Here is a 17903-nt window from a genome sequence, read left to right as displayed (position 1 = left end):
ACCACGCTGCTTTGCGCGGTTGCCAAACACGAGAGGAGAAGCTCATGTCACGGCACTATGACGATATGACCGAAGAAGAGGCCCGCCGTGCCCTGTCGCGGCGGCACCACCCAGACGAAGGCGACCCGGAAGACCGCAGATCTCGGCTCGAACAGTACGGCTATCCAGCGGCGCCGATGGCTGGAGGCTATGCTTGGCCATTCCTCCCGCCCGTCTATGGCGGAGCACCTTATGATCCGGACCCCTATTGGCGGGCGAGACCAGCGCAGCGGCGCGGCGCAGGACGTGAAGCGCACGGCGGACGGAGCTTCATGGACCGGGCCGGCGACGAGGTCGCTTCATGGCTGGGGGACGAAGACGCCGAAGCGCGTCGGGAAGAGGATCATCGCGGGCGCGGCCCTAAGGGTTACCGGCGCTCGGATGCCCGGATCGAGGAAGATGTTCACGACCGGCTCACCGACGATCGGCTGGTGGACGCGCGCGAGATAACCGTCAGCGTCGCGGATCAGGAGATCACGCTGGACGGCTACGTGGACTCCCGCCGCGCCAAACGCCGGGCCGAAGATTGCGCCGACAGCGTCTCCGGCGTCACCCATGTGCAGAACAATCTGCGTGTCCGGACGGCGGAGTGACGCTGTCGCAGCAACGAAACGCAAAGCGCGGCGGCGCCGTCGGGCGCCGCTGCGCCACGCCCCGGAATGGCCGGGTGCGCCATCGGTGTGAAGCCTCGCCATGGATTGCGCTTATCCGACGGAGGCATCCGCCAAATATAAACCGGTTTGCCTCGACCGCCGTAAAAGGCATAAGGAGGCAAGGCATGGAAAAAGAGCACGACAAAAAGCCTCCAGGCGAGGATTTGGATGAAGCGCTCCGGCAGCAGGCAGGCGAGGTCTGGAACAAGGACGTTCCGGAACGCCTCGTGTCGCTGGCACGACGCCTGGGCAAACGCCTCGATGAACGCGACAAGCCCGAGTAATCGGCGCGATCCGCCGCGACCTAGGGTTCATCTCTAATCTTCGAGGGGATCGTTCGGCGCGCGGGCTTCGAGGTCTTCGACCACCATCGCGCGTGCGCGGTTGGCGCGGCTCTTCACCGTTCCCATCTCGATACCGAATAGATTTGCCGCGTCCTGGTAACTTTCCCCCAGCATCACGACGACGATCAGAACCTCGCGGTAATGACGCGGCAGGCGTTCGACGGCACGCATCAGCTCGCCGCCCCGCACCGACCAATCCTGCGTGGCCGGCGTCGACAAGGTGGTCGAGACGCAATCCTTCTTGCCTGTCGTCGAGCGTTTCGATTTCGCGATGTTGTTGAGGAAGGTATTGCGCATGATCGTCATCAGCCACGCGCGCAGGTTGGTCCCGGATTGAAAGCTGTCGACCTTGTCGATCGCCTTGACCAACGTGTCCTGAACCAGGTCGTCCACGTCCTCGTGCCGCTTGGTCAGCGCCCAAGCATAGGAGCGCAGCGCCGGTATGAGTTCGATAATGTCGCGTTCCTTGCTCACGCCAATCTGTCCTTCTCGTTGAGGACTCAATGAAACGCGAGGGGGCGAAGTTCCTGCCGAGCGAAGTGTGAGCAGCGACCCGCTGAGACGTTGGCGGCAATGCGGCTCCCTCTAGCTGGAAAAGTCTGGTTCAAAATGTGCTCGGGCCTAAGCGGCGAAAACGCAGGAAGTTCCGACAGAAAGCCAGAATAAGTCCCGCGCGAACGTCGGGGACAGCGGTTGTCCGGTCCGACCGGCAATCGAGCGCTGTGCGGTGACGCGGTTGCAGAAAGGTCAGCTTCGCGGCTTGCTGTCACACCCCAAGGGCCGCGCAAGCAGGAACCGAACAGGTCAGCCGTTTGTTGATTTCCCGAACCAGACAGGAGACACGCCATGAAATACGGATGGAGACTTCTTTTCATTCCGCTCTGGGTGCTCTGCATTGCCGGAGCCGTTGTGACCGCCTTTCTCGCATTCGACTGGATGAACTGGCAGGCCTTCGTCGTGGCAGGCCTGATCGGTCTGCTGGTGGGCGTTCCGGCGGGCCTTTGGAACACGTTCAAGGTCAGACGGGAGGACCCGGACTGGAAACGGTCGCCCTCGCGCAGCGGCGTCACCTGAACCGGCTTCGCGCCCCTGCCGGATGGCGTTGGCGCGTTCGCCGGTTTCGGCTTTTACGCAAGGCAAATCCAGTTGCTCCATGCGACAGGCCCGTCGCCCACCCGAGGACCAAGGAAGACGTTCGATGACGAACAAGGAAGATATAGAATACGTGGATGGCAAGGCACGTTCAGGATCGGCGGAAGCCAGCCAGCTACGCGAGACCATCGACAAAGGCGGCGCGGGTGACAAGGTGGGGTTCAGCGACCCCGCCGCCGCGCCTCTCGGCACCGATGACGAGGCGGCTGGCACACCTCCGAGCCCCGATCAGGTACGTATGGCACAGCGTCTGGAGGGTCGCGGGTCCGAGGCGGAGGTCGAAAAGCAGACCCCGGCCGAACGCAACAGCGGGATCAGCAAGTGGACCGCCGTCGCGATCGCCGTCGCGGTCCTTGTCGTCCTCGTGGTGACCTGGATGTGGATCGGCTGACTCGCCCGATCCGCCCGGATCCCGCGCAGTCCGTCGGCGCGGCCGAGAGCCGGGCCCTCAAGACCAGAGAAAATGCAGCGCGCTACCGATCGCGCCACCGACCGCGGCCGATATCCCGGCAACGAAAGTGAGGCGCCTCTCATGCGCGCGGCGGCGTTCATCTGCCTGTCGATGAATTTCCATGCGCGCGATCCAGACTTCGTGGGGATGTGCTTCCGCGCCGAGCGACGAACTGAGGTAGAGATCTGCGAGCGGAAACCCCTTCACGCGCTCCACTGCGATTTTCACATCCTCGGCCCGGTTCATGTCCAAGCCCGTCAGGGCCGTCTCGACCATTCTATGGGACACGACCGGGTCGGCCTGCTCCCCCTCCAAATGAGACTCCATCTGCAAAGCCTTCCATCATCAAAACCCCAGCAAGCCGCCTGCCGCAATTTTAGGCAACGCGTAAAATTGTATCCCTGACAATCGCTCACCGAAGAAGGCCCCCGCCGGGGAAAATGCGGCTGCGACAAGCGCCCTCAGCTCTATTGAACCTTTTTGGGAAACCGAAGCGGCGAACGCGGGTTGGCTCTGCATAGGCAGGGGATCTCGAAGATCCCCTGACGTAACGCGGCACGCAAGGACACGCTCCGATCGATCACCATGAGTCAGGAGGCACACGCGTGGAACATGCGACGTTCGACCCGGGCCTGATCGGCCACGTTTCCCGCGCGGCCGGGTTTACGCTCGGGCTCCCCGTCCCTCGTGAGCGCAAAAGCGAGGCCGATGTCCTCCGCTCTGTGAGCGGAGGCGGGTGACGCCATGGTGCTTGCAGGTCGCATTTCCGACTTCATCCGGCAGACGATGGCCGGAGGGCCAGACTGGCTCGGGCCCGCAGTCGTGCTTCTGGGCGCGCTGCTGCTGTCCTTGCTGCTGCATTGGCTGCTTTTCCGCGCCCTTAGGCGCTGGGTGGACGCGGGCAGCGGCATGGCGGGCTCGGCGCTGCGACAGGCAAAGAGACCGATGCGGCTGGCATTTCTGCTCGCGGCATTGGCGATCGCGGTGCCGCGCACCGACCTGCCGTGGCGGTTGCAGGACGTATTGGGGCACATATTCCTGATCCTCCTGATCGTGCTGATCGGCTGGACCTCTATCCTGCTGACCCGAAACCTGAGCGACCGGGTGATCCGTCGCCAGCGGATGGACCTCGATGACAACCTTGCCGCGCGCAAACTGGTGACGCAGTTTCGTGTCCTGCGGCGCACCGCGACGATCCTGCTGACCATCTTTACCGTCATGGGCGTGCTGCTGACCTTCGAGACCGTACAGAAATACGGCGTCAGCCTGTTCGCCTCGGCGGGCGCGGCGGGCCTGATCCTCGGGCTCGCGGCGCGCCCGGTTCTGGCCAACCTGATCGCGGGCATCCAGATCGCGATCACTCAGCCGATCCGGCTGGAGGACGTGGTGATCGTCGACGGCGAATGGGGCTGGATCGAAGAGATCTTCGCCACTTACGTTATCGTGCGGATCTGGGACTGGAGACGCATGGTGGTGCCGCTGAGCTATTTCATCGAGCAACCGTTCCAGAACTGGACCCGCGAAAGCGCGTCGATCATCGGCGCCGTGCACTGGTATCTCGACTACACCGTGCCCGTGACCGAAGTGCGTGAAAAGCTCGAAGAGATCGTCCGCGAGTCGCCGCATTGGGACGGCCAGGTGATCAACCTTCAGGTCACCGATGCCGACAAGGACACGATTGCGCTGCGCGGTTTGATGAGCGCACGCACCTCGCCGCAGGCTTGGGACCTGCGCTGCGAAGTGCGCGAGAAGCTGATCGCGTGGCTGCAGGAAGCCTACCCCGAGGCGCTCCCGAGGATGCGCGCGGAACTCCTTTCTTCCCCCGCTGACACCGGCGCGTCGCCGGCCTGATCCGCGACCGACCACAGGAGAGCTGCCATGGATGACCACATGAACATTTCGACCTTCGCGCTGCTTGGCGGCGCGCATGTTCATCTGCCGGACCACCTGCAGCAGATGAAGGCGCGCGGCTTTCGTGTCGGCTACGTGCATGATCGCGATCCGGACCGCCGCGACCGGCTTTGCGCCGAGCTTGACGCCAAGCCCCTCGCGACGCTCGACGCCCTTCAAGGGCTGCAAACGGCGGGCGCAGTCGTATGCAGCGAGACGGCCCACCATGCCACCGATATCGGAGCGGCGATGTCTGCGGGTCTGCCGGTCTTTTCGGAGAAGCCGCTCGCCGGTAGCGCCCGCGACGCTGAGGCCGTGGCGCAGCACTCCGCGAAGGCCGAAGCGATACTGCACACCGCGTATTTCTTCCGAACCGTGCCCGCCCTGCGCAAGGCGAAGGGTTGGGTCTCCGAGGGGCGGCTGGGCGAGGCACGATCGGCGAGAATGCTCTTCAATCACGACGGCGGCTACGCGGACTGGCTGGATCTCGACAGTTGGATGACCGACCCGGAGCTCGCCTGCTACGACGGGTTCGTCGACGAGGCGGTGCACGCGATCGACGCCTTGCAGTGGATACTCGGGCCGATCCGCGAGGGACATGCGGCCACCGGCAACGCGCTGGGGTGGCCCTTGAACGATCACGGTGCCGCAATCCTGCGCTTTGCGAGCGGCGCCACCGGCGTCGTCGAAGCGGGCTGGACCGACACCCGGATGCGGCTCGAACTGGACCTCGTGGGCGATGCTGGTGCGATTTCACTCAAGGAAGGCGAGATGACGCTGACCCCGCGCGGGGCCGAGAGCCCGACCGAGCGCATGGTGCTCGATCCGCTCGACGCGGGCACCGGAATCCTGCCTTTCCTGAGCGCGCTCGAAGGCCGTGCCGCACCGGGGCTGGTCTCGGCCGCCGAGGCGGCGCGCGTCAACCGGGTGCTGGACGATCTCGGGCTTCGGCTCAACTGAACACGCGAAAGGAGCACGACGATGGATTATGGACTTCAAGGCAAAACGGCCCTGATCACGGGCGGCGCCTCGGGCATCGGCAAAGCCGCCGCCAGAACGCTGCTGGCCGAGGGCGCGCAGGTTATCCTCGTGGACCTCAAGGGTGACGAGGTGTCCCGCGCCGCCAAGGAGCTCGCCCACGGCACCTGCGCGCTTCAGGCCGACCTGCGCGATCCGAACCAGATCAAGGGTCTCGCCGCCACCACGCAAGAGCGCTTCACCATGCCGGACATCCTCGTCTGCGCGGCCGGTGTCACCGGCGCCAAGGGGCACCCGCTCGAGATGACGGACAGCGACTGGCACGACGCGTGGGAGAGCGATTTCATGTCGGTCGTCCGCACCGTGCGCGCGTTCGAGCCGACGATGGAAAACCGCGGCTGGGGTCGCGTCGTCATCCTCTGTTCCGAGAATGCGGCGCAGCCCTATGAGAGCGAGGCGGTCTATAATGTGGCCAAGGCCGCGCTTCTCAATTTCGCCAAGGGGCTGAGCGGGGTGGCCGCGCGCCGGGGCGTGCTGGTCAATTGCGTCTCGCCCGCCTTTATCGAGACTCCCATGACCGATGGGATGATGGCCCAGAAGGCGGATGCGGAAGGCATCAGCCATGACGAGGCTGTCCGGAGCTTCTTGAAATCGGATCGCCCGTGGCTGGCGCTGGAGCGGCGCGGCAGACCCGAGGAAGTGGCCGCGACCATCGCCTTCCTGTGTTCCGAGCAAGCCAGTTTCGTCGTCGGTGCCAATTACCGCGTGGACGGCGGCTCGGTCGCCTCCATCGCCGTGTGACGGTCGGGGGTCGAAGACGCGCTTGGTGCGTAGATCAAGCCGTCGCCGGAGGGCCCACGCCGCCATGGCAAAACGCCTCAGGATCAGGAACCGGCGCTAAGCGGCGAGTCCGCCTCGGGAGAGGCGACCGCCACATGCCCCAGCTTCGCCTGCACCTCGCGCTCGTATTCGCCGACGCGCTGGACATTGTGCATGATCCGCGCAAACCACCGCATCGCATCAGTCGCCTGAAACGTCTCCTGCATCGTGTAGAGCCCGACATGCTCGCCCAGCAACAGGCCGCGCCGGTGCCGCGCGAGGCGATGGGCGACCGGGTCTGCCATCCGCGCCATGCGCTCCCCGATCTGCGGCAGATCGAGCGGACGTTCGGGTGACAGGCAGGCGGCGAACCATTGCGCGGGTCTGGGCGTGATCTTGCCGCGCAACAGGATCGGGATGTAGCCGCGGTGCTCGGCCTGCTCCACCAGACGCATGAGATGGTCGGCCTGATGCATCAGCGCGGCGAAGGCGGCGGCTTCGGCGGGCCGGTCTCGCGGGACCGAAATCTGCGCCATGTAATCCTTCAGATCATCCAGAGCGATCGCGATCCGTGGCCCCAGCGTCGACATCCGCCGCAGATCGCGCGCGCGGCCGATCGCCAGCGAATAGGCTGCGAAAATCTCCTGCGCGGCCCAGATCACCATGGAATGCGCCGCTTGCATCGCGGCCCCTTCGTCGCTCAACAGGCGACGGTCCAGTTCCGGGGGCGCCCGCCCGCCGAGATCGGGCCGCAATTTCGCGACGAGCGTGGCGAATTGGCGAGTGACGGGAAGAAAGACCAGCGTTCCCAGCAGGTTGAACCCGGTGTGAAACAGCACGAGCGCCGTATCGACCCCGGTTCGCGCCGCCAGCCCCTCCAAAGGAGCCGCGACCAGTTGCAGGAGGGGAAAGGCGATCACCATCGTTCCGCAATTGAACAGCAGGTTCGCGATAGCGGTCTGCTGCATCGCGCGCGATCCCCCGAGGGCCGCGATCAGCGCGGTGAAGGTGGTGCCGAGGTTCATCCCGATCACCGCCGCAGCCGCCTGGATCAGCGGCAGCGCACCGTTGCTGACCAGCACCAGCACAACCGCGATCGCCGCCGAGGAGGATTGCATCACCACCGTGACCGCGAGCCCCAGCGCCGCCATCGCGAGCAAGCCGCCCACCCCGGTTCCAGGCGTGCGCTCCACCGTGATCCAGGTCTCCGCCCCGGACATTCCCTGCTGCATCATGTCGAGCCCGATGAAGAGCAGGCAGAACCCGGCAAGGACGCGCCCGATGCGCGCCGCCCGGCCATGCGAGAGAAACAGCGTCAGGCTCGCGAAGAACAAAAGCCCCATCGCCACCGCGCCCAGTTTCAGCTTGAAGCCCACCAGCGACACGATCCAGCCGGTGACCGTCGTGCCGATATTGGCGCCGTAGATCACGCCGAGCGCTTGCGGAAAACTAAGCAGTCCCGCGCCGACGAAGCCGACCGTCATCACCGTCGTCGCCGAAGACGACTGGATCACCGCCGTCGTCACCAGACCGCTCGCGACGCCCTTCAGCGGCGTGGTGGTGAACCGCGCCAGCAGGCGGCGCAGATTGGACCCGGCGGCTTCGCGCAGCGCCTCGGTCATTATCTTCATGCCGAGCAGGAACAGCCCGACTCCGCCAAGTGCCGCCAGTGTCTCCGACATGGTTCTCCATCCCTCGCGATCGAGCATGCGGCCGCGCGACACGGAATTCAAGCGCCGGCAGGAACGCCTCGCAAGGTTCTGTTTTGCCGGATGAATTCGTGACCGTCTGGCGTCGAAGACGGCAGTGCACCTTCGGCGCGCCCCGCAGTCGCGGGCTAACCGCGGGCGATGAATTCGAAAGAGCACTTCATTCCGGGCTTCGGCGCTTGAGGTTTCCTATCTACATGTCTCGCGGGGGCACGCCGCTGTTGCGTGACCCCTCGATGAACGCCGATCCTCAGTCGCAGCTATGGATGCGAGTTGCAGGTCGGCGCGGCGGTCGCGGACGGGCTTTGGGAACTGCCGCAATTCGCGCGACTAGCCTGAGCCCGCGCGCCGCCCTGTCACAGGTTTCGCACGGAAGTCTGAGTGTTGGCATCGCCAGAAGTGGGCTATGCTCGCGAGGGTACCGCGCCTCCCGAGGTGCTCGGAAACGGTAGGAACGCGGCATGAGCCAATCCCTGAACCGCCTCGTCGAGCGGCAAATCCAGAAGGCCCTTGCGGAGGGCCAGTTGAGCGGGCTTTCCGGCGAGGGCAAGCCGCTCCCGGATCGCTCGGGCGAGGCATTTACCGACATGGCGACCGCCGTGGCCGCCCGGATCATGGCCGAAGCCGGCGCGCTGCCCGAGGAGTTCAAACTCAAGAAGCTGCTGGAGGCGGCCAAGCAAAGCTACCGGGAGGCGGAGGGAGACGAGGCCAAGCGCGTCGCTATGGCGCTGATCGCCGATCTGGAACAGCGCTACAACATCGCGGTCGAGGCGCGGCGGCGGTTCATGGCGCCGTAGGACGCGCCGGGTCATCATTGGCGCGATGCGCTTGACCCAGAACAAGGATTTCGGCGCGGAAAATGACGATGGTAGGGCGGTCCCTGAACGCACATCCATGGTCAGCCGAATGCCAATCGCACCCGAAGACCTGCCCCTGCACGCCACCGCGCGCGCCTTGCTCGCCTTTCTCGCGCTGACCTTCGCGATCACCTGGGGCGTGATCGGCAGCTACATCTTCTTGTCCGCAGAAATGACCGCGCGGTTCGGCCAGATCAGCGGCTCCCACCCACTTTTCTTCCTCGCAACCTGGGCTCCGGCAATCGCAGGGTTCACGGTGGTCTTGTTCTCTGCCGGGCTTGGCGACTTGCGCCGGTTCCTGTCGCGCCTTCTGATCTGGCACTGCCCGGTCTCGTGGTGGGGCTTCATCCTGCTCGTGATCCCGCTCGTCTTCATGGCGGGCTCACTGATCAAGGGCGGGCCCCTCCTTGCGCCGATGCCGCCCGAGGGCGTGGGCGCGACGGTCAGCGTGATGTTCATGATGCTGCTTCTCGGGCCTATCGAGGAGTTCGGCTGGCGCGGCGTCGCACAACCGCTCTTGCAGCGCCATGTCGCCCCGTTCTGGGCCGGCATGCTGATCGGCGCGATCTGGGGCATCTGGCACCTGCCCGCCTTCTACCTCGCCGGCGTGGTCTTCGCGCAGTGGAGCTACCTGCCCTTCTTCATCGGCAATATCACCCTCGCGGTTCTGGTCACGCCGATTTTCAACGCGGCGCGTGGCAGCCTGCTGCTGCCGATGCTGTTTCACTGGCAGCTCATCAATCCGTTCTGGCCGGATGCGCAGCCTTGGGACACCTGGATACTGGTGGGCGTCGCCGCGTTGGTCGTCTGGTGGAAGCGCGAGAAGATGTTCACGCGCGCGGGCGCCGTGACTGAAGTGGTCCCCGGCGCGGCACGGCCATGAGGCGATGTGGCACAGGCAGACACAATCACTTGGGAAAGCGGATTTCGGTCACATCGACGAGGAAGAAAGGGAAATAGTCCTCGATTTCGAAGTTGTTCCCCGCTTCCACATGGGTCGGCAATCGGAACCCGTCGACGTCACGGAACTCCGAGAGATAGCCGCCGAAGGGCTGAAGGCGGTAACGCTTTTGCGGGTTCGCATTGCTCCAGCGCTGGAAGCAGACCTGCTCCGGCCGGCCACTCTCGGCGACGGTGAGGTCGACCGCCTGCTCCAACCCGTCACGGCGCATCGTCATCCGGGCGATGTTCCTCGAGACCGGCTCCCAGGTCACATTCGGGCCCGGCAGCACTGCCGCGGGCGTCCAGAACACTGCCTCGGCCACGTAGCGACCGAAGGCGGAGCGTTTGTGATCCGGGTTGCCGCCGAACCGGGCCACGGGGGCGAGCCCGGCGACCCAGAACCGGGTCCATTTGTCGCTGTCGGAGCCGCTGAGGCGCATTCCACCGGAGCCGCCCGACATTGTCCAGACAAAGCCGTGCGGCGCGGCGAGCACCTGCGTGGCGCGCATCGGCATGTAGCCCGGCGCGGATTTGTCACCCATGCCGAACTGTCCGTGCATCTCCAGCCATGCGACGGTGTAAAGCGGCGTCCCCTCCGCGATGGCGAAGGTGAAAAACCGCCGCGCGGGCTCTGGAAGACCGGCGACCATATCGGCAGAGAAGCGCGGCGGATCGACAGGCTGCGATGCGCTCAGTCGCGCCATCTCTGCGCGGTCGGCGCGCCGATCAAGACGCCGCCTCGCGAAAAGGCCGAAAAGCCCGATGGCGAGGATGGCGAATATCCAAAGAGCCATGCAGCTTCCCTACCTTTCCACGCTCAAGCGACCACGCGGCAACCGCCGCATCCCGAGCCGGATGATAGCATGAAGCGATCAGCGCAGGGCACGCCCTCTGACCTCTGCGTCCCGTTCGCACGGGTCATCGAAGAGATCGAACCACGCCTCGGAACATGTTGCGCGCGCGACCGGGGCGCGCCTGATATGCCTGTGACACAGCGCCTCTTCCAGCTCGGAAATTTCCGCGCTCTTGAGAAAACGGTAGGGGAGGAACGGGTCGGTTCGGGATGCCATGTGAGTTCCTTTCGCGAAAAGGGCCCCGTCACGCGCGCGCCGGGACCGGAGAAAAACGATATCAGCCGGGCAGACGCCGACGCGCGAGCGTACGCAGCAGCCCCTCGTAGCGGCCCAGCTCGTCCTTCAGACGCAGGCGACGCCGCTTGAGCCGTTGCAGCACACTCATGTCGCGCCAGGCCCGTTTCTGCTCCTGCTCCACACGCGCATCGAGGTCGCGATGCCGCGCCCGCAGGGCTGCGATACGGGCCGCGATGGCGGCATGGGTCCGATCCGAAAGGCTCATCTCTAAACTCCTGTAAAGATTGGGGTTCACTCGTGCCGAGGGGGGATTCTCGCGGGGAGACTGCGGGGGGACACTATCCGCCGCCTCCGTCATTCGCGCTCCCTCAAGGCCCCCTCGACAGATCAGAGTTGGGGTTGCGGGCTGGTAAGCTCAATCCTAAGTATCCTGAAGTTATGATCGGAAATTCCTATGGATAAGCCGCGCCTGCCGACCCTGCGCCAACTCGAATATTTCCGCGCCCTCGCGGATGCCGGGAACTTTCGCAAAGCGGCCGAGCGTGTCGGCGTGAGTCAGCCCTCGCTGAGCCAGCAGATCGTCAATCTCGAGGACACGCTCGGTGCGGCCCTCGTCGAACGCGGACGCAGCGGCGCGGTGCTGACGGCTGCCGGGCGCGAGGTGCGTGCGCGGATCGACGCCATTCTCGACGAGGTCGCAGCCCTTGCGGGCCTCGCCGAACATACACGCGCGGGCCTTGCCGGGACCTATCGACTCGGGGCATCGGCGACATTCGGGCCCTATCTGCTGCCGAGCGTGGTGCGACGGCTCCACGCCGAGCACCCCGAACTGCGCCTGTTCATCCGCGACGGGCAGCCGAGCGCCCTGCTCGACGATCTGCGCGCGGGCCGCCTCGATCTGGTCCTGACGCAGCTGCCGGTGCTCTCGTCGGATTTCACCGTCACCCGACTGTTCCGCGAACCGCTCCAGCTTGCCGTCGCCGGGGATCATCGCCTTGCGGAGAAGACAAACGTCGAGGATGCCGATCTCGCGGGCGAGACGCTGCTCGTTCTGTCGAACGGGTTTTCGCTGCATGCCCAGCTTGTGGAGCTGGCGCGCGAGATGAAAACCACCCTGCGGCAGGATTACGAGGGCAGCAGTCTCGATGCGCTGCGCCAGATGGTGGCGATGAATATGGGCATCACGCTCCTGCCCGCGCTTTATGCCCATTCGGAGGTCGAGCAGGCCGGACGGGATATCGCCCTCGTGCCCTTCCGGCGCGGGCGGGTGATGCGCTCGATCGGGCTCGTGACCCGGCGCAGCGCGCGCATTCCGCCGGTCTTCGCCGAGGTGATCCGCGAGGTCGTGCGCACCGGTTTTGCGAAGGTGCTTCAACCCGAGAGCTGATTGCCGGGACGCGGGCGACAGGGATGCGGTCACGCGCCCGTGAAATTGCAGTTCCGGCCCCCTGCCCCTATCGTGCCGCGGCAGCCGCCGATCAGGCGCGCAGGACTGGCCCTATGGGAAATTCCCGACTGGCCCTGTCGCACCGGCAGACCACGAACACAAGCGGGCCGCGACCGCCGCGCCGAGACGCGTGGCCCGACAGGCAGCAAGACAGGAAGGCCCCTTCATGACCAAGACCGCCCTCATCACCGGAGCCACCGCAGGGTTCGGCGACGCAATCGCCCGCCGTTTCGCCCATGAGGGCTGGAAGGTCATCGTGACCGGGCGCCGTCAGGAACGGCTCGACGCGCTGGTCGAGGCACTCGGCGGACCGGAGGTGGCGCACCCTCTGTGCTTCGACATTCGCGACGAGGCGGCGACGCGTGCAGCGCTCGAAAGCCTGCCCGAAGGTTTCGCGCAGATCGACGCGCTGATCAACAATGCGGGCCTCGCGCGCGGCACCGCGCCTGCGCAGGACTGCGATCTGGATGACTGGCGCGCGATGATCGACACCAATATCACCGGGCTCGCGGTGATGACGCGGCTCACGCTGGATCGGCTGATCGCGCGCCGCGGGCTGATCGTGAACCTCGCCTCGATCGCGGCGAACTGGCCCTATCCGGGCGGCAATGTCTATGGCGGCACGAAAGCCTTCGTGCAGCAGTTCTCGCTTGGGCTGCGCTCGGACCTGTCGGGCACTGGCGTGCGCGTGACCTCGATCGAGCCGGGTCTGTCGGAGAGCGAGTTCACGCTGGTGCGCACCGGCGGCGACAAGGCAGCCTATGACAAGCTCTATGCCGGGGCCGATCCGCTGCAGCCCGAGGATATCGCCGAGAGCATCTACTGGGTCGCCGCCCTGCCCGCGCATGTGAACATCAACTCGATCGAGATCATGCCGGTGAGCCAGAGCTGGGCGCCGTTCCAGATCCACCGCGAATAGTCCGAGGCAAGCCAATCGGAACCCGTGCTCGTGGGTATCTCCCTGTGCGGCGGCATCGTCTGGTTCTTCGATCTGGCGATGCGCCGGAGCGAGAATATGGTCGCGCCTTGGCTGGGCCGAATATAAGCCCGCAAACGGAAAGGCCGGGCATCCCTGCCCGACCTTCGCCAATTCCGACGGCGCCGCGCTCGGATGCGCGCACCGCCGTTTTCGGTCAAGCGCCGGGCAAGCTCATTTCGGCATCAGCCGATAGAGTGCGCCCTCGCCCGCGTCCTCGATGATCCAGACCTCGCCATTGGGCCCCACGGCCACGTCGCGCACACGCATCTGCAGGTTCCAGCGCGCGATCTGGTCCGAGCCGTCGCCCGCCACCAGCGCCAGCCCCTGCCCGGCGAGCCCGCCGATCAGCATATCGCCTTGCCAGTCGGGAAAGTCGCGGCCCTGATAGACCGCAAGCCCTGCCGGCGCTATCACCGGCGTCCACCAGAGCTTCGGCGCAGCGAATTCGGGCCGCGTGTCGTGATCCGGGATCGGCTGGCCGGAATAGTGTCGGCCGTTCGAGACCGCGTTCCAACCGTAATTCCTGCCCTTCTCGATCAGGTTCAGCTCGTCGCCGCCACGCGGGCCCATCTCGTGCTCCCAGAGCTTGCCGTCCGGCGTGAAAGCGAGGCCGTATTGGTTGCGGTGCCCTTCAGTCCACGTCTCGGCGCGCACACCGCCCGCCCCTTCATGGGGATTGCCGGGCGCGGGCTGACCTTCGCGGGTCAGGCGCAGGATCTTGCCGCGCGGGTTGTCGGGGTCCTGCGCGGTGTCGGGCTGCATCCGGTCGCCGACCGTGAGATAAACCATTCCGTCGGGCCCGAAGGCGACGATCCCGCCCGGCTGGCCACGCCCGCCCGGCGTCTGCTGCCAGATCGTCTTCAGCTGCGTGAGCTGGGTGCCATCCAGCACCCCACGCGCCAGATGCAGCGCGTTATCCGGCGCGACATAGGTGATATAGACCTCGCGCGTCTCAGCGAAATCGGGCGGCACCGCAACATCGAGCAGCCCGTTCTGGCCGCTATATTGCACCTCTGGCAGCCCGCTGATCGCCTGCGCCCCGCCGCCCGTGACATGCCACATCTTGCCCGCCTTGCCGGTCACCAGCACCGAGCCATCGGGCAAGGGCGCGATCGCCCATGGGTTTTCCAGCAGCGCCACCGGCTTGAGGACGAAAGGAAGATCGCGGCTTATCGGCTTCTCGCCCACGTTTTGCGCGGCGGCAGGCGCGGCGAGGGGCGCAAGGCCGAGGCTCGAGAGGACGGGGATCGTCAGGGCGAGCGCCAGAGCGGCGGGCAGACTCGGAAACGGGTTCATGAAGCACCTCCTCCCTTAGAGATGGGGCGGAGGCACGGAATAGGAAGGGCGCGCGATGGCAACGGGTGCGAGGGGCGCAGCCCCTCTGCCTGCGGCATTCACCCCGGGATATTTCGGCAAGCCCGAGGATTTGAGCGCGCCTCTCTGCTTCGGGTTTGCGAAAATATCCCGGGGGACGCGCGCAGCGCGGGGGGCAGAGCCCCCCCTGCCGTCACTTGAAGTTGCGGCTGTCCTTCAGCTGGTCCCAGGCCCAGACGACTTCCTGAAGCATCTCTTCCTGCGAGCGGTCGCCGCCGTTCATATCCGGGTGCAGCACCTTGATCAGCGCCTTGTAGCACTTGCGGATCTCGGCCTTGGACATCGAGTCCTTCGCCTCGAGAATGTCGAGCGCGCGGCGTTCGGTCGGCAGCAGCTTGCGCCCCATCGTCCGGCCCGGGTTCTTCGTGGCGTTGTCGCCGAGGATCTCATGCGGGTCCGAGATGCCGTGACGCGCCCAGCCCGCCTCTTCCTTGGCCTTGCTGAAGGGCTTCGTGGGCCGCTCCCAGACGGTCGCATTATCCAGGAAAGCCTGGAATTCCTCCTCGGACTGACCCTGGAAATAATTCCAGTTCAGATTGTACTCGCGGACGTGGTCCTTGCAGAACCAGTAGTAGTCGTCGAGGATTTTCGGGCTTTTCGGCGCACGGTACTTGCCCGGCTCGTTGCAGCCTTCCTTGTCGCAGATCCGGGTCGAGGTCTCGAAAGCCCCCGACATGCCCCGTCTGCCACGCGAGCGGCGCTTCTTGTCCGCCGCGGCCGAAATGTTGAAGCCGAAAGGATCGCTGTTGCTCATGCTTGCCTCTTGCCTGCTGCCCGAATGCCACTTCGGGGCGGCATTTGGGCCTGCCTCCGAGTCGGGTCACGCAGTCTACTGGAAATGACGGATGTTGAAAGGGGGTCGGGCGGAAATGGGGCCGCTAATTGCGCGGATCAAGGGCGAGCAAGGAGCGTCGCGACGGCAACGCGACTGGCGCGCCGGTGCGGGCGCGCGGCACGTTTCGGGTGGATTGGTCCGGTTCCAAGCCGCCCTACCTTCGCCCTGTCCGTAACGGTCAGTCCCCGTCGCCTGACGACCCGTCGCGGCTGGCGCGCAGTTTCGGCGCACGGCCCTCGGGCGCATCGGCGAGAAGCGCGCGGCGCTTGGCCTCGGGCGCGTCCTCGTCATTCGCCGCAGCCTCGGGGTCGGGATGTGCACCGATCGCCTGCGCCGGATCGGCGCTGTTCGGGCGGCGGAAGACCAGCAGGTTGTGATAGACCGTGGACTTACCCGTCAGGCCGGTGCGCTCTTCCGCAGGCAGGGTCTCTGCGCGCAGGTATTCCCAGCCGCGCGCCGCCATCTCGTTCATCACACCGGAAAGCGCATGGGCGAAACGGTCGGCGCCGGATTTCAGGCCGCGCTCCTTGTCGCCGCGCGCGGGCGCCGGGATGACCTTGTATTCGTAATGCTGCATGATGCACCTCAAGCTTTCGCGTCTTTCTAGCGGATGCCGGGTCCGGGTCAACTCACTCCAAGCCACACTGGCGGGAACGGGCCGATAAAAGCCCCGCGCATCGCGCACCATCGCCCCCTTGCACGCCTGCGCGCGATGGTTCACAAATCGACCCAACCACGAAAGGACGTCCGCGATGCTCGACCAGACCGCCAAGCCCACCGAAGAAATCGACCTGCGCGAGGTGTTCGGCCTCGATTCCGACATGAAGGTCAAAGGGTTTGCAGAGCGCACCGACCGCGTGCCGGAGATCGACTCCACCTACAAATTCGACCCCGACACCACGATGGCGATCCTCGCAGGCTTTGCCTATAATCGCCGCGTGATGATCCAAGGTTATCACGGCACCGGGAAATCGACCCATATCGAACAGGTCGCCGCCCGCCTGAACTGGCCCTGTGTGCGCGTCAACCTCGACAGCCACGTCAGCCGGATCGACCTGATCGGCAAGGATGCGATCAAGCTGGTCGATGGCAAGCAGGTGACGGTGTTCCACGAGGGCATCCTGCCCTGGGCGCTGCGCAACCCGACCGCGATCGTCTTCGATGAATATGATGCGGGCCGCGCCGACGTGATGTTCGTGATCCAGCGGGTGCTGGAAGCCGACGGCAAGCTGACGCTGCTCGACCAGAACGAAGTGATCACGCCGAACCCCTATTTCCGTTTGTTCGCGACCTCGAACACGGTGGGTCTGGGCGACACGACGGGCCTCTACCACGGCACCCAGCAGATCAACCAGGGCCAGATGGACCGCTGGTCGCTGGTCTCGACGCTGAACTATCTCAGCCACGACGCCGAAGTCGCGATCGTTCTGTCGAAGAACCCGCAATACAACACGGCCGAGGGCCGCAAGGTGATCAGTCAGATGGTGACCGTGGCCGACCTGACGCGGACCGCCTTCATGAATGGCGATCTCTCGACGGTGATGTCGCCGCGCACGGTGATCGCCTGGGCCCAGAACGCGCGCATCTTCGACAATATCGGCTACGCGTTCCGCCTGAGCTTCCTCAACAAGTGCGACGAGCTGGAGCGTCAGACCGTGGCCGAGTTCTACCAGCGCCTCTTCGACGAGGAGCTGCCGGAATCGGCGGCGGCCATCGCCTCGTGATGCCGCGCCTCGCGATCCGGGGCGTGCTTCTCGCGGCGCTGCTGCCCTTCGCGGCGGCAGCCCAGGAGGCGCCCAAGGATGGCGAGATTTTCGCGGCGCTCACCGGCGATTGGAACGGCGACGGCACGCAGGATGCGGCGATGCTGGTGCAGAACGGTGCGGATGCAGCCGATCTGGTTGTCTATCTCGGCGATCCGACCTTCGGACTGAAGCGCGAGATGACGGTCGAGCGGGTTGTCTTCTCCGGTCAGGCAGGCGGCCAGACGCCATCTCTCGAGCCGCTTCCCAACGGCGCGTTCAGGCTGCATTCCGAGCAGATCGGCATCGGGCGCAACCCGTGGGAGAGCACCTATTCCATCGCGTGGCGCAATGGTGGTTTTGTCGTCTCGGGCTACAGCTACAGCTTCTACGACCGGATCGATAACGAGAATACCGGCACCTGCGACGTCAACCTGCTCAATGGGGATTACGTCATGACGCGGCGCGGGCAGGAGGCGAAAGGCTCGCAGGATCGTCGCGCCTTCCCGCTGAGTACGCTACGCGCGGACTGGATGCCGATGATCTGCTCGGGGCTTTTCCAGTAACCGCTCCCGCTGCGACCTCTTCGCGAGGAGCGGCG

At 65.4% G+C, this 17903-nt stretch carries 21 protein-coding genes; 13 read left to right on the top strand and 8 right to left on the bottom strand.

Annotation, left to right across the window (positions count from 1 at the left end):
* Window positions 1-44: 44 nt before the first annotated feature.
* Both B6V76_RS14575 and B6V76_RS20000 read left to right on the top strand, forming a co-directional pair.
* Window positions 45-632 (top strand): BON domain-containing protein, encoded by a 588-nt coding sequence (locus B6V76_RS14575; RefSeq protein ID WP_088727790.1) that lies wholly within the window; start codon window positions 45-47, stop codon window positions 630-632.
* Window positions 633-817: 185 nt separating this feature from the next.
* Window positions 818-976, top strand: a complete 159-nt coding sequence (locus B6V76_RS20000; RefSeq protein WP_157771597.1) for a hypothetical protein — start codon at window positions 818-820, stop codon at window positions 974-976.
* Between the two features lie 33 nt (window positions 977-1009).
* On the opposite strand, the gene B6V76_RS14570 is transcribed toward B6V76_RS20000, so the two are convergent.
* Window positions 1010-1510 (bottom strand): sigma-70 family RNA polymerase sigma factor, encoded by a 501-nt coding sequence (locus B6V76_RS14570; RefSeq protein WP_233243130.1) that lies wholly within the window; start codon window positions 1508-1510, stop codon window positions 1010-1012.
* A gap of 372 nt (window positions 1511-1882) precedes the next feature.
* Here B6V76_RS14570 and B6V76_RS14565 point away from each other — a divergent pair, with 372 nt between their 5' ends.
* Window positions 1883-2110, top strand: a complete 228-nt coding sequence (locus B6V76_RS14565; RefSeq protein WP_088727789.1) for a hypothetical protein — start codon at window positions 1883-1885, stop codon at window positions 2108-2110.
* 124 nt (window positions 2111-2234) lie between these two features.
* Window positions 2235-2579 carry a hypothetical protein gene (locus tag B6V76_RS20080; RefSeq protein WP_206184221.1) on the top strand — a complete coding sequence of 115 codons (345 nt, stop codon included), beginning with the start codon at window positions 2235-2237 and terminating at the stop codon, window positions 2577-2579.
* Between the two features lie 57 nt (window positions 2580-2636).
* On the opposite strand, the gene B6V76_RS14555 is transcribed toward B6V76_RS20080, so the two are convergent.
* A complete protein-coding gene (locus tag B6V76_RS14555) occupies window positions 2637-2954 on the bottom strand; it encodes a hypothetical protein (protein ID WP_141104928.1) in 318 nt (105 codons plus the stop codon).
* A gap of 429 nt (window positions 2955-3383) precedes the next feature.
* On the opposite strand from B6V76_RS14555, the gene B6V76_RS14550 reads away from it, so the two are divergent.
* The 3 genes from B6V76_RS14550 to B6V76_RS14540 are packed head-to-tail and all read left to right on the top strand — an operon-like array spanning window position 3384 to window position 6308.
* The gene (locus B6V76_RS14550) at window positions 3384-4490 is read left to right on the top strand and encodes a mechanosensitive ion channel domain-containing protein (RefSeq protein ID WP_088727787.1); all 1107 of its coding nucleotides are present in this window, start codon (window positions 3384-3386) and stop codon (window positions 4488-4490) included.
* Window positions 4491-4517: 27 nt separating this feature from the next.
* Window positions 4518-5489, top strand: coding sequence for a Gfo/Idh/MocA family oxidoreductase (locus B6V76_RS14545; RefSeq protein ID WP_088727786.1), 972 nt, complete (start codon window positions 4518-4520; stop codon window positions 5487-5489).
* A 21-nt stretch (window positions 5490-5510) separates the two neighbouring features.
* Window positions 5511-6308, top strand: a complete 798-nt coding sequence (locus tag B6V76_RS14540; RefSeq protein WP_088727785.1) for an SDR family oxidoreductase — start codon at window positions 5511-5513, stop codon at window positions 6306-6308.
* An 83-nt stretch (window positions 6309-6391) separates the two neighbouring features.
* Here B6V76_RS14540 and B6V76_RS14535 read toward each other — a convergent pair whose 3' ends face one another.
* Entirely contained in the window at window positions 6392-8008 is a 1617-nt protein-coding gene (locus B6V76_RS14535; RefSeq protein ID WP_088727784.1) for a Na/Pi symporter, read from the bottom strand.
* Between the two features lie 488 nt (window positions 8009-8496).
* Here B6V76_RS14535 and B6V76_RS14530 point away from each other — a divergent pair, with 488 nt between their 5' ends.
* Window positions 8497-8832, top strand: coding sequence for a DUF1992 domain-containing protein (locus B6V76_RS14530; RefSeq protein ID WP_088720231.1), 336 nt, complete (start codon window positions 8497-8499; stop codon window positions 8830-8832).
* 109 nt (window positions 8833-8941) lie between these two features.
* Window positions 8942-9775 carry a CPBP family intramembrane glutamic endopeptidase gene (locus B6V76_RS14525; RefSeq protein ID WP_206184220.1) on the top strand — a complete coding sequence of 278 codons (834 nt, stop codon included), beginning with the start codon at window positions 8942-8944 and terminating at the stop codon, window positions 9773-9775.
* Window positions 9776-9800: 25 nt separating this feature from the next.
* Here B6V76_RS14525 and B6V76_RS14520 read toward each other — a convergent pair whose 3' ends face one another.
* Window positions 9801-10628, bottom strand: coding sequence for a DUF6544 family protein (locus B6V76_RS14520; RefSeq protein ID WP_088727783.1), 828 nt, complete (start codon window positions 10626-10628; stop codon window positions 9801-9803).
* 337 nt (window positions 10629-10965) lie between these two features.
* Window positions 10966-11190 (bottom strand): DUF465 domain-containing protein, encoded by a 225-nt coding sequence (locus tag B6V76_RS14510; protein ID WP_075775584.1) that lies wholly within the window; start codon window positions 11188-11190, stop codon window positions 10966-10968.
* 189 nt (window positions 11191-11379) lie between these two features.
* Between B6V76_RS14510 and B6V76_RS14505 the strand changes: the two genes are divergently transcribed.
* Window positions 11380-12312, top strand: coding sequence for a hydrogen peroxide-inducible genes activator (locus B6V76_RS14505; protein ID WP_088727781.1), 933 nt, complete (start codon window positions 11380-11382; stop codon window positions 12310-12312).
* A gap of 226 nt (window positions 12313-12538) precedes the next feature.
* Window positions 12539-13291 carry an SDR family oxidoreductase gene (locus tag B6V76_RS14500; protein ID WP_075775586.1) on the top strand — a complete coding sequence of 251 codons (753 nt, stop codon included), beginning with the start codon at window positions 12539-12541 and terminating at the stop codon, window positions 13289-13291.
* 231 nt (window positions 13292-13522) lie between these two features.
* On the opposite strand, the gene B6V76_RS14495 is transcribed toward B6V76_RS14500, so the two are convergent.
* The 3 genes from B6V76_RS14495 to B6V76_RS14485 form a co-directional block, all read right to left on the bottom strand.
* Complete coding sequence (locus B6V76_RS14495; RefSeq protein WP_088727780.1) at window positions 13523-14647, bottom strand: PQQ-dependent sugar dehydrogenase; 1125 nt, start codon at window positions 14645-14647, stop codon at window positions 13523-13525.
* A gap of 211 nt (window positions 14648-14858) precedes the next feature.
* The gene (locus tag B6V76_RS14490; protein ID WP_088727779.1) at window positions 14859-15479 is read right to left on the bottom strand and encodes a DnaJ domain-containing protein; all 621 of its coding nucleotides are present in this window, start codon (window positions 15477-15479) and stop codon (window positions 14859-14861) included.
* 259 nt (window positions 15480-15738) lie between these two features.
* Complete coding sequence (locus B6V76_RS14485; RefSeq protein WP_088727778.1) at window positions 15739-16137, bottom strand: DUF4177 domain-containing protein; 399 nt, start codon at window positions 16135-16137, stop codon at window positions 15739-15741.
* Window positions 16138-16312: 175 nt separating this feature from the next.
* Between B6V76_RS14485 and cobS the strand changes: the two genes are divergently transcribed.
* Entirely contained in the window at window positions 16313-17284 is a 972-nt protein-coding gene (gene cobS / locus B6V76_RS14480; protein ID WP_075775590.1) for a cobaltochelatase subunit CobS, read from the top strand.
* Entirely contained in the window at window positions 17284-17868 is a 585-nt protein-coding gene (locus B6V76_RS14475) for a hypothetical protein (protein ID WP_075775591.1), read from the top strand. Before cobS ends, B6V76_RS14475 begins: the two co-directional genes overlap by 1 nt.
* Window positions 17869-17903: the final 35 nt, after the last annotated feature.

Origin of the sequence: Thioclava sp. IC9, from assembly GCF_002213225.1 — a bacterium.
GTDB classification, from domain to species: domain Bacteria; phylum Pseudomonadota; class Alphaproteobacteria; order Rhodobacterales; family Rhodobacteraceae; genus Thioclava; species Thioclava nitratireducens.
This window is presented reverse-complemented; position numbering and strand designations above follow the sequence as displayed.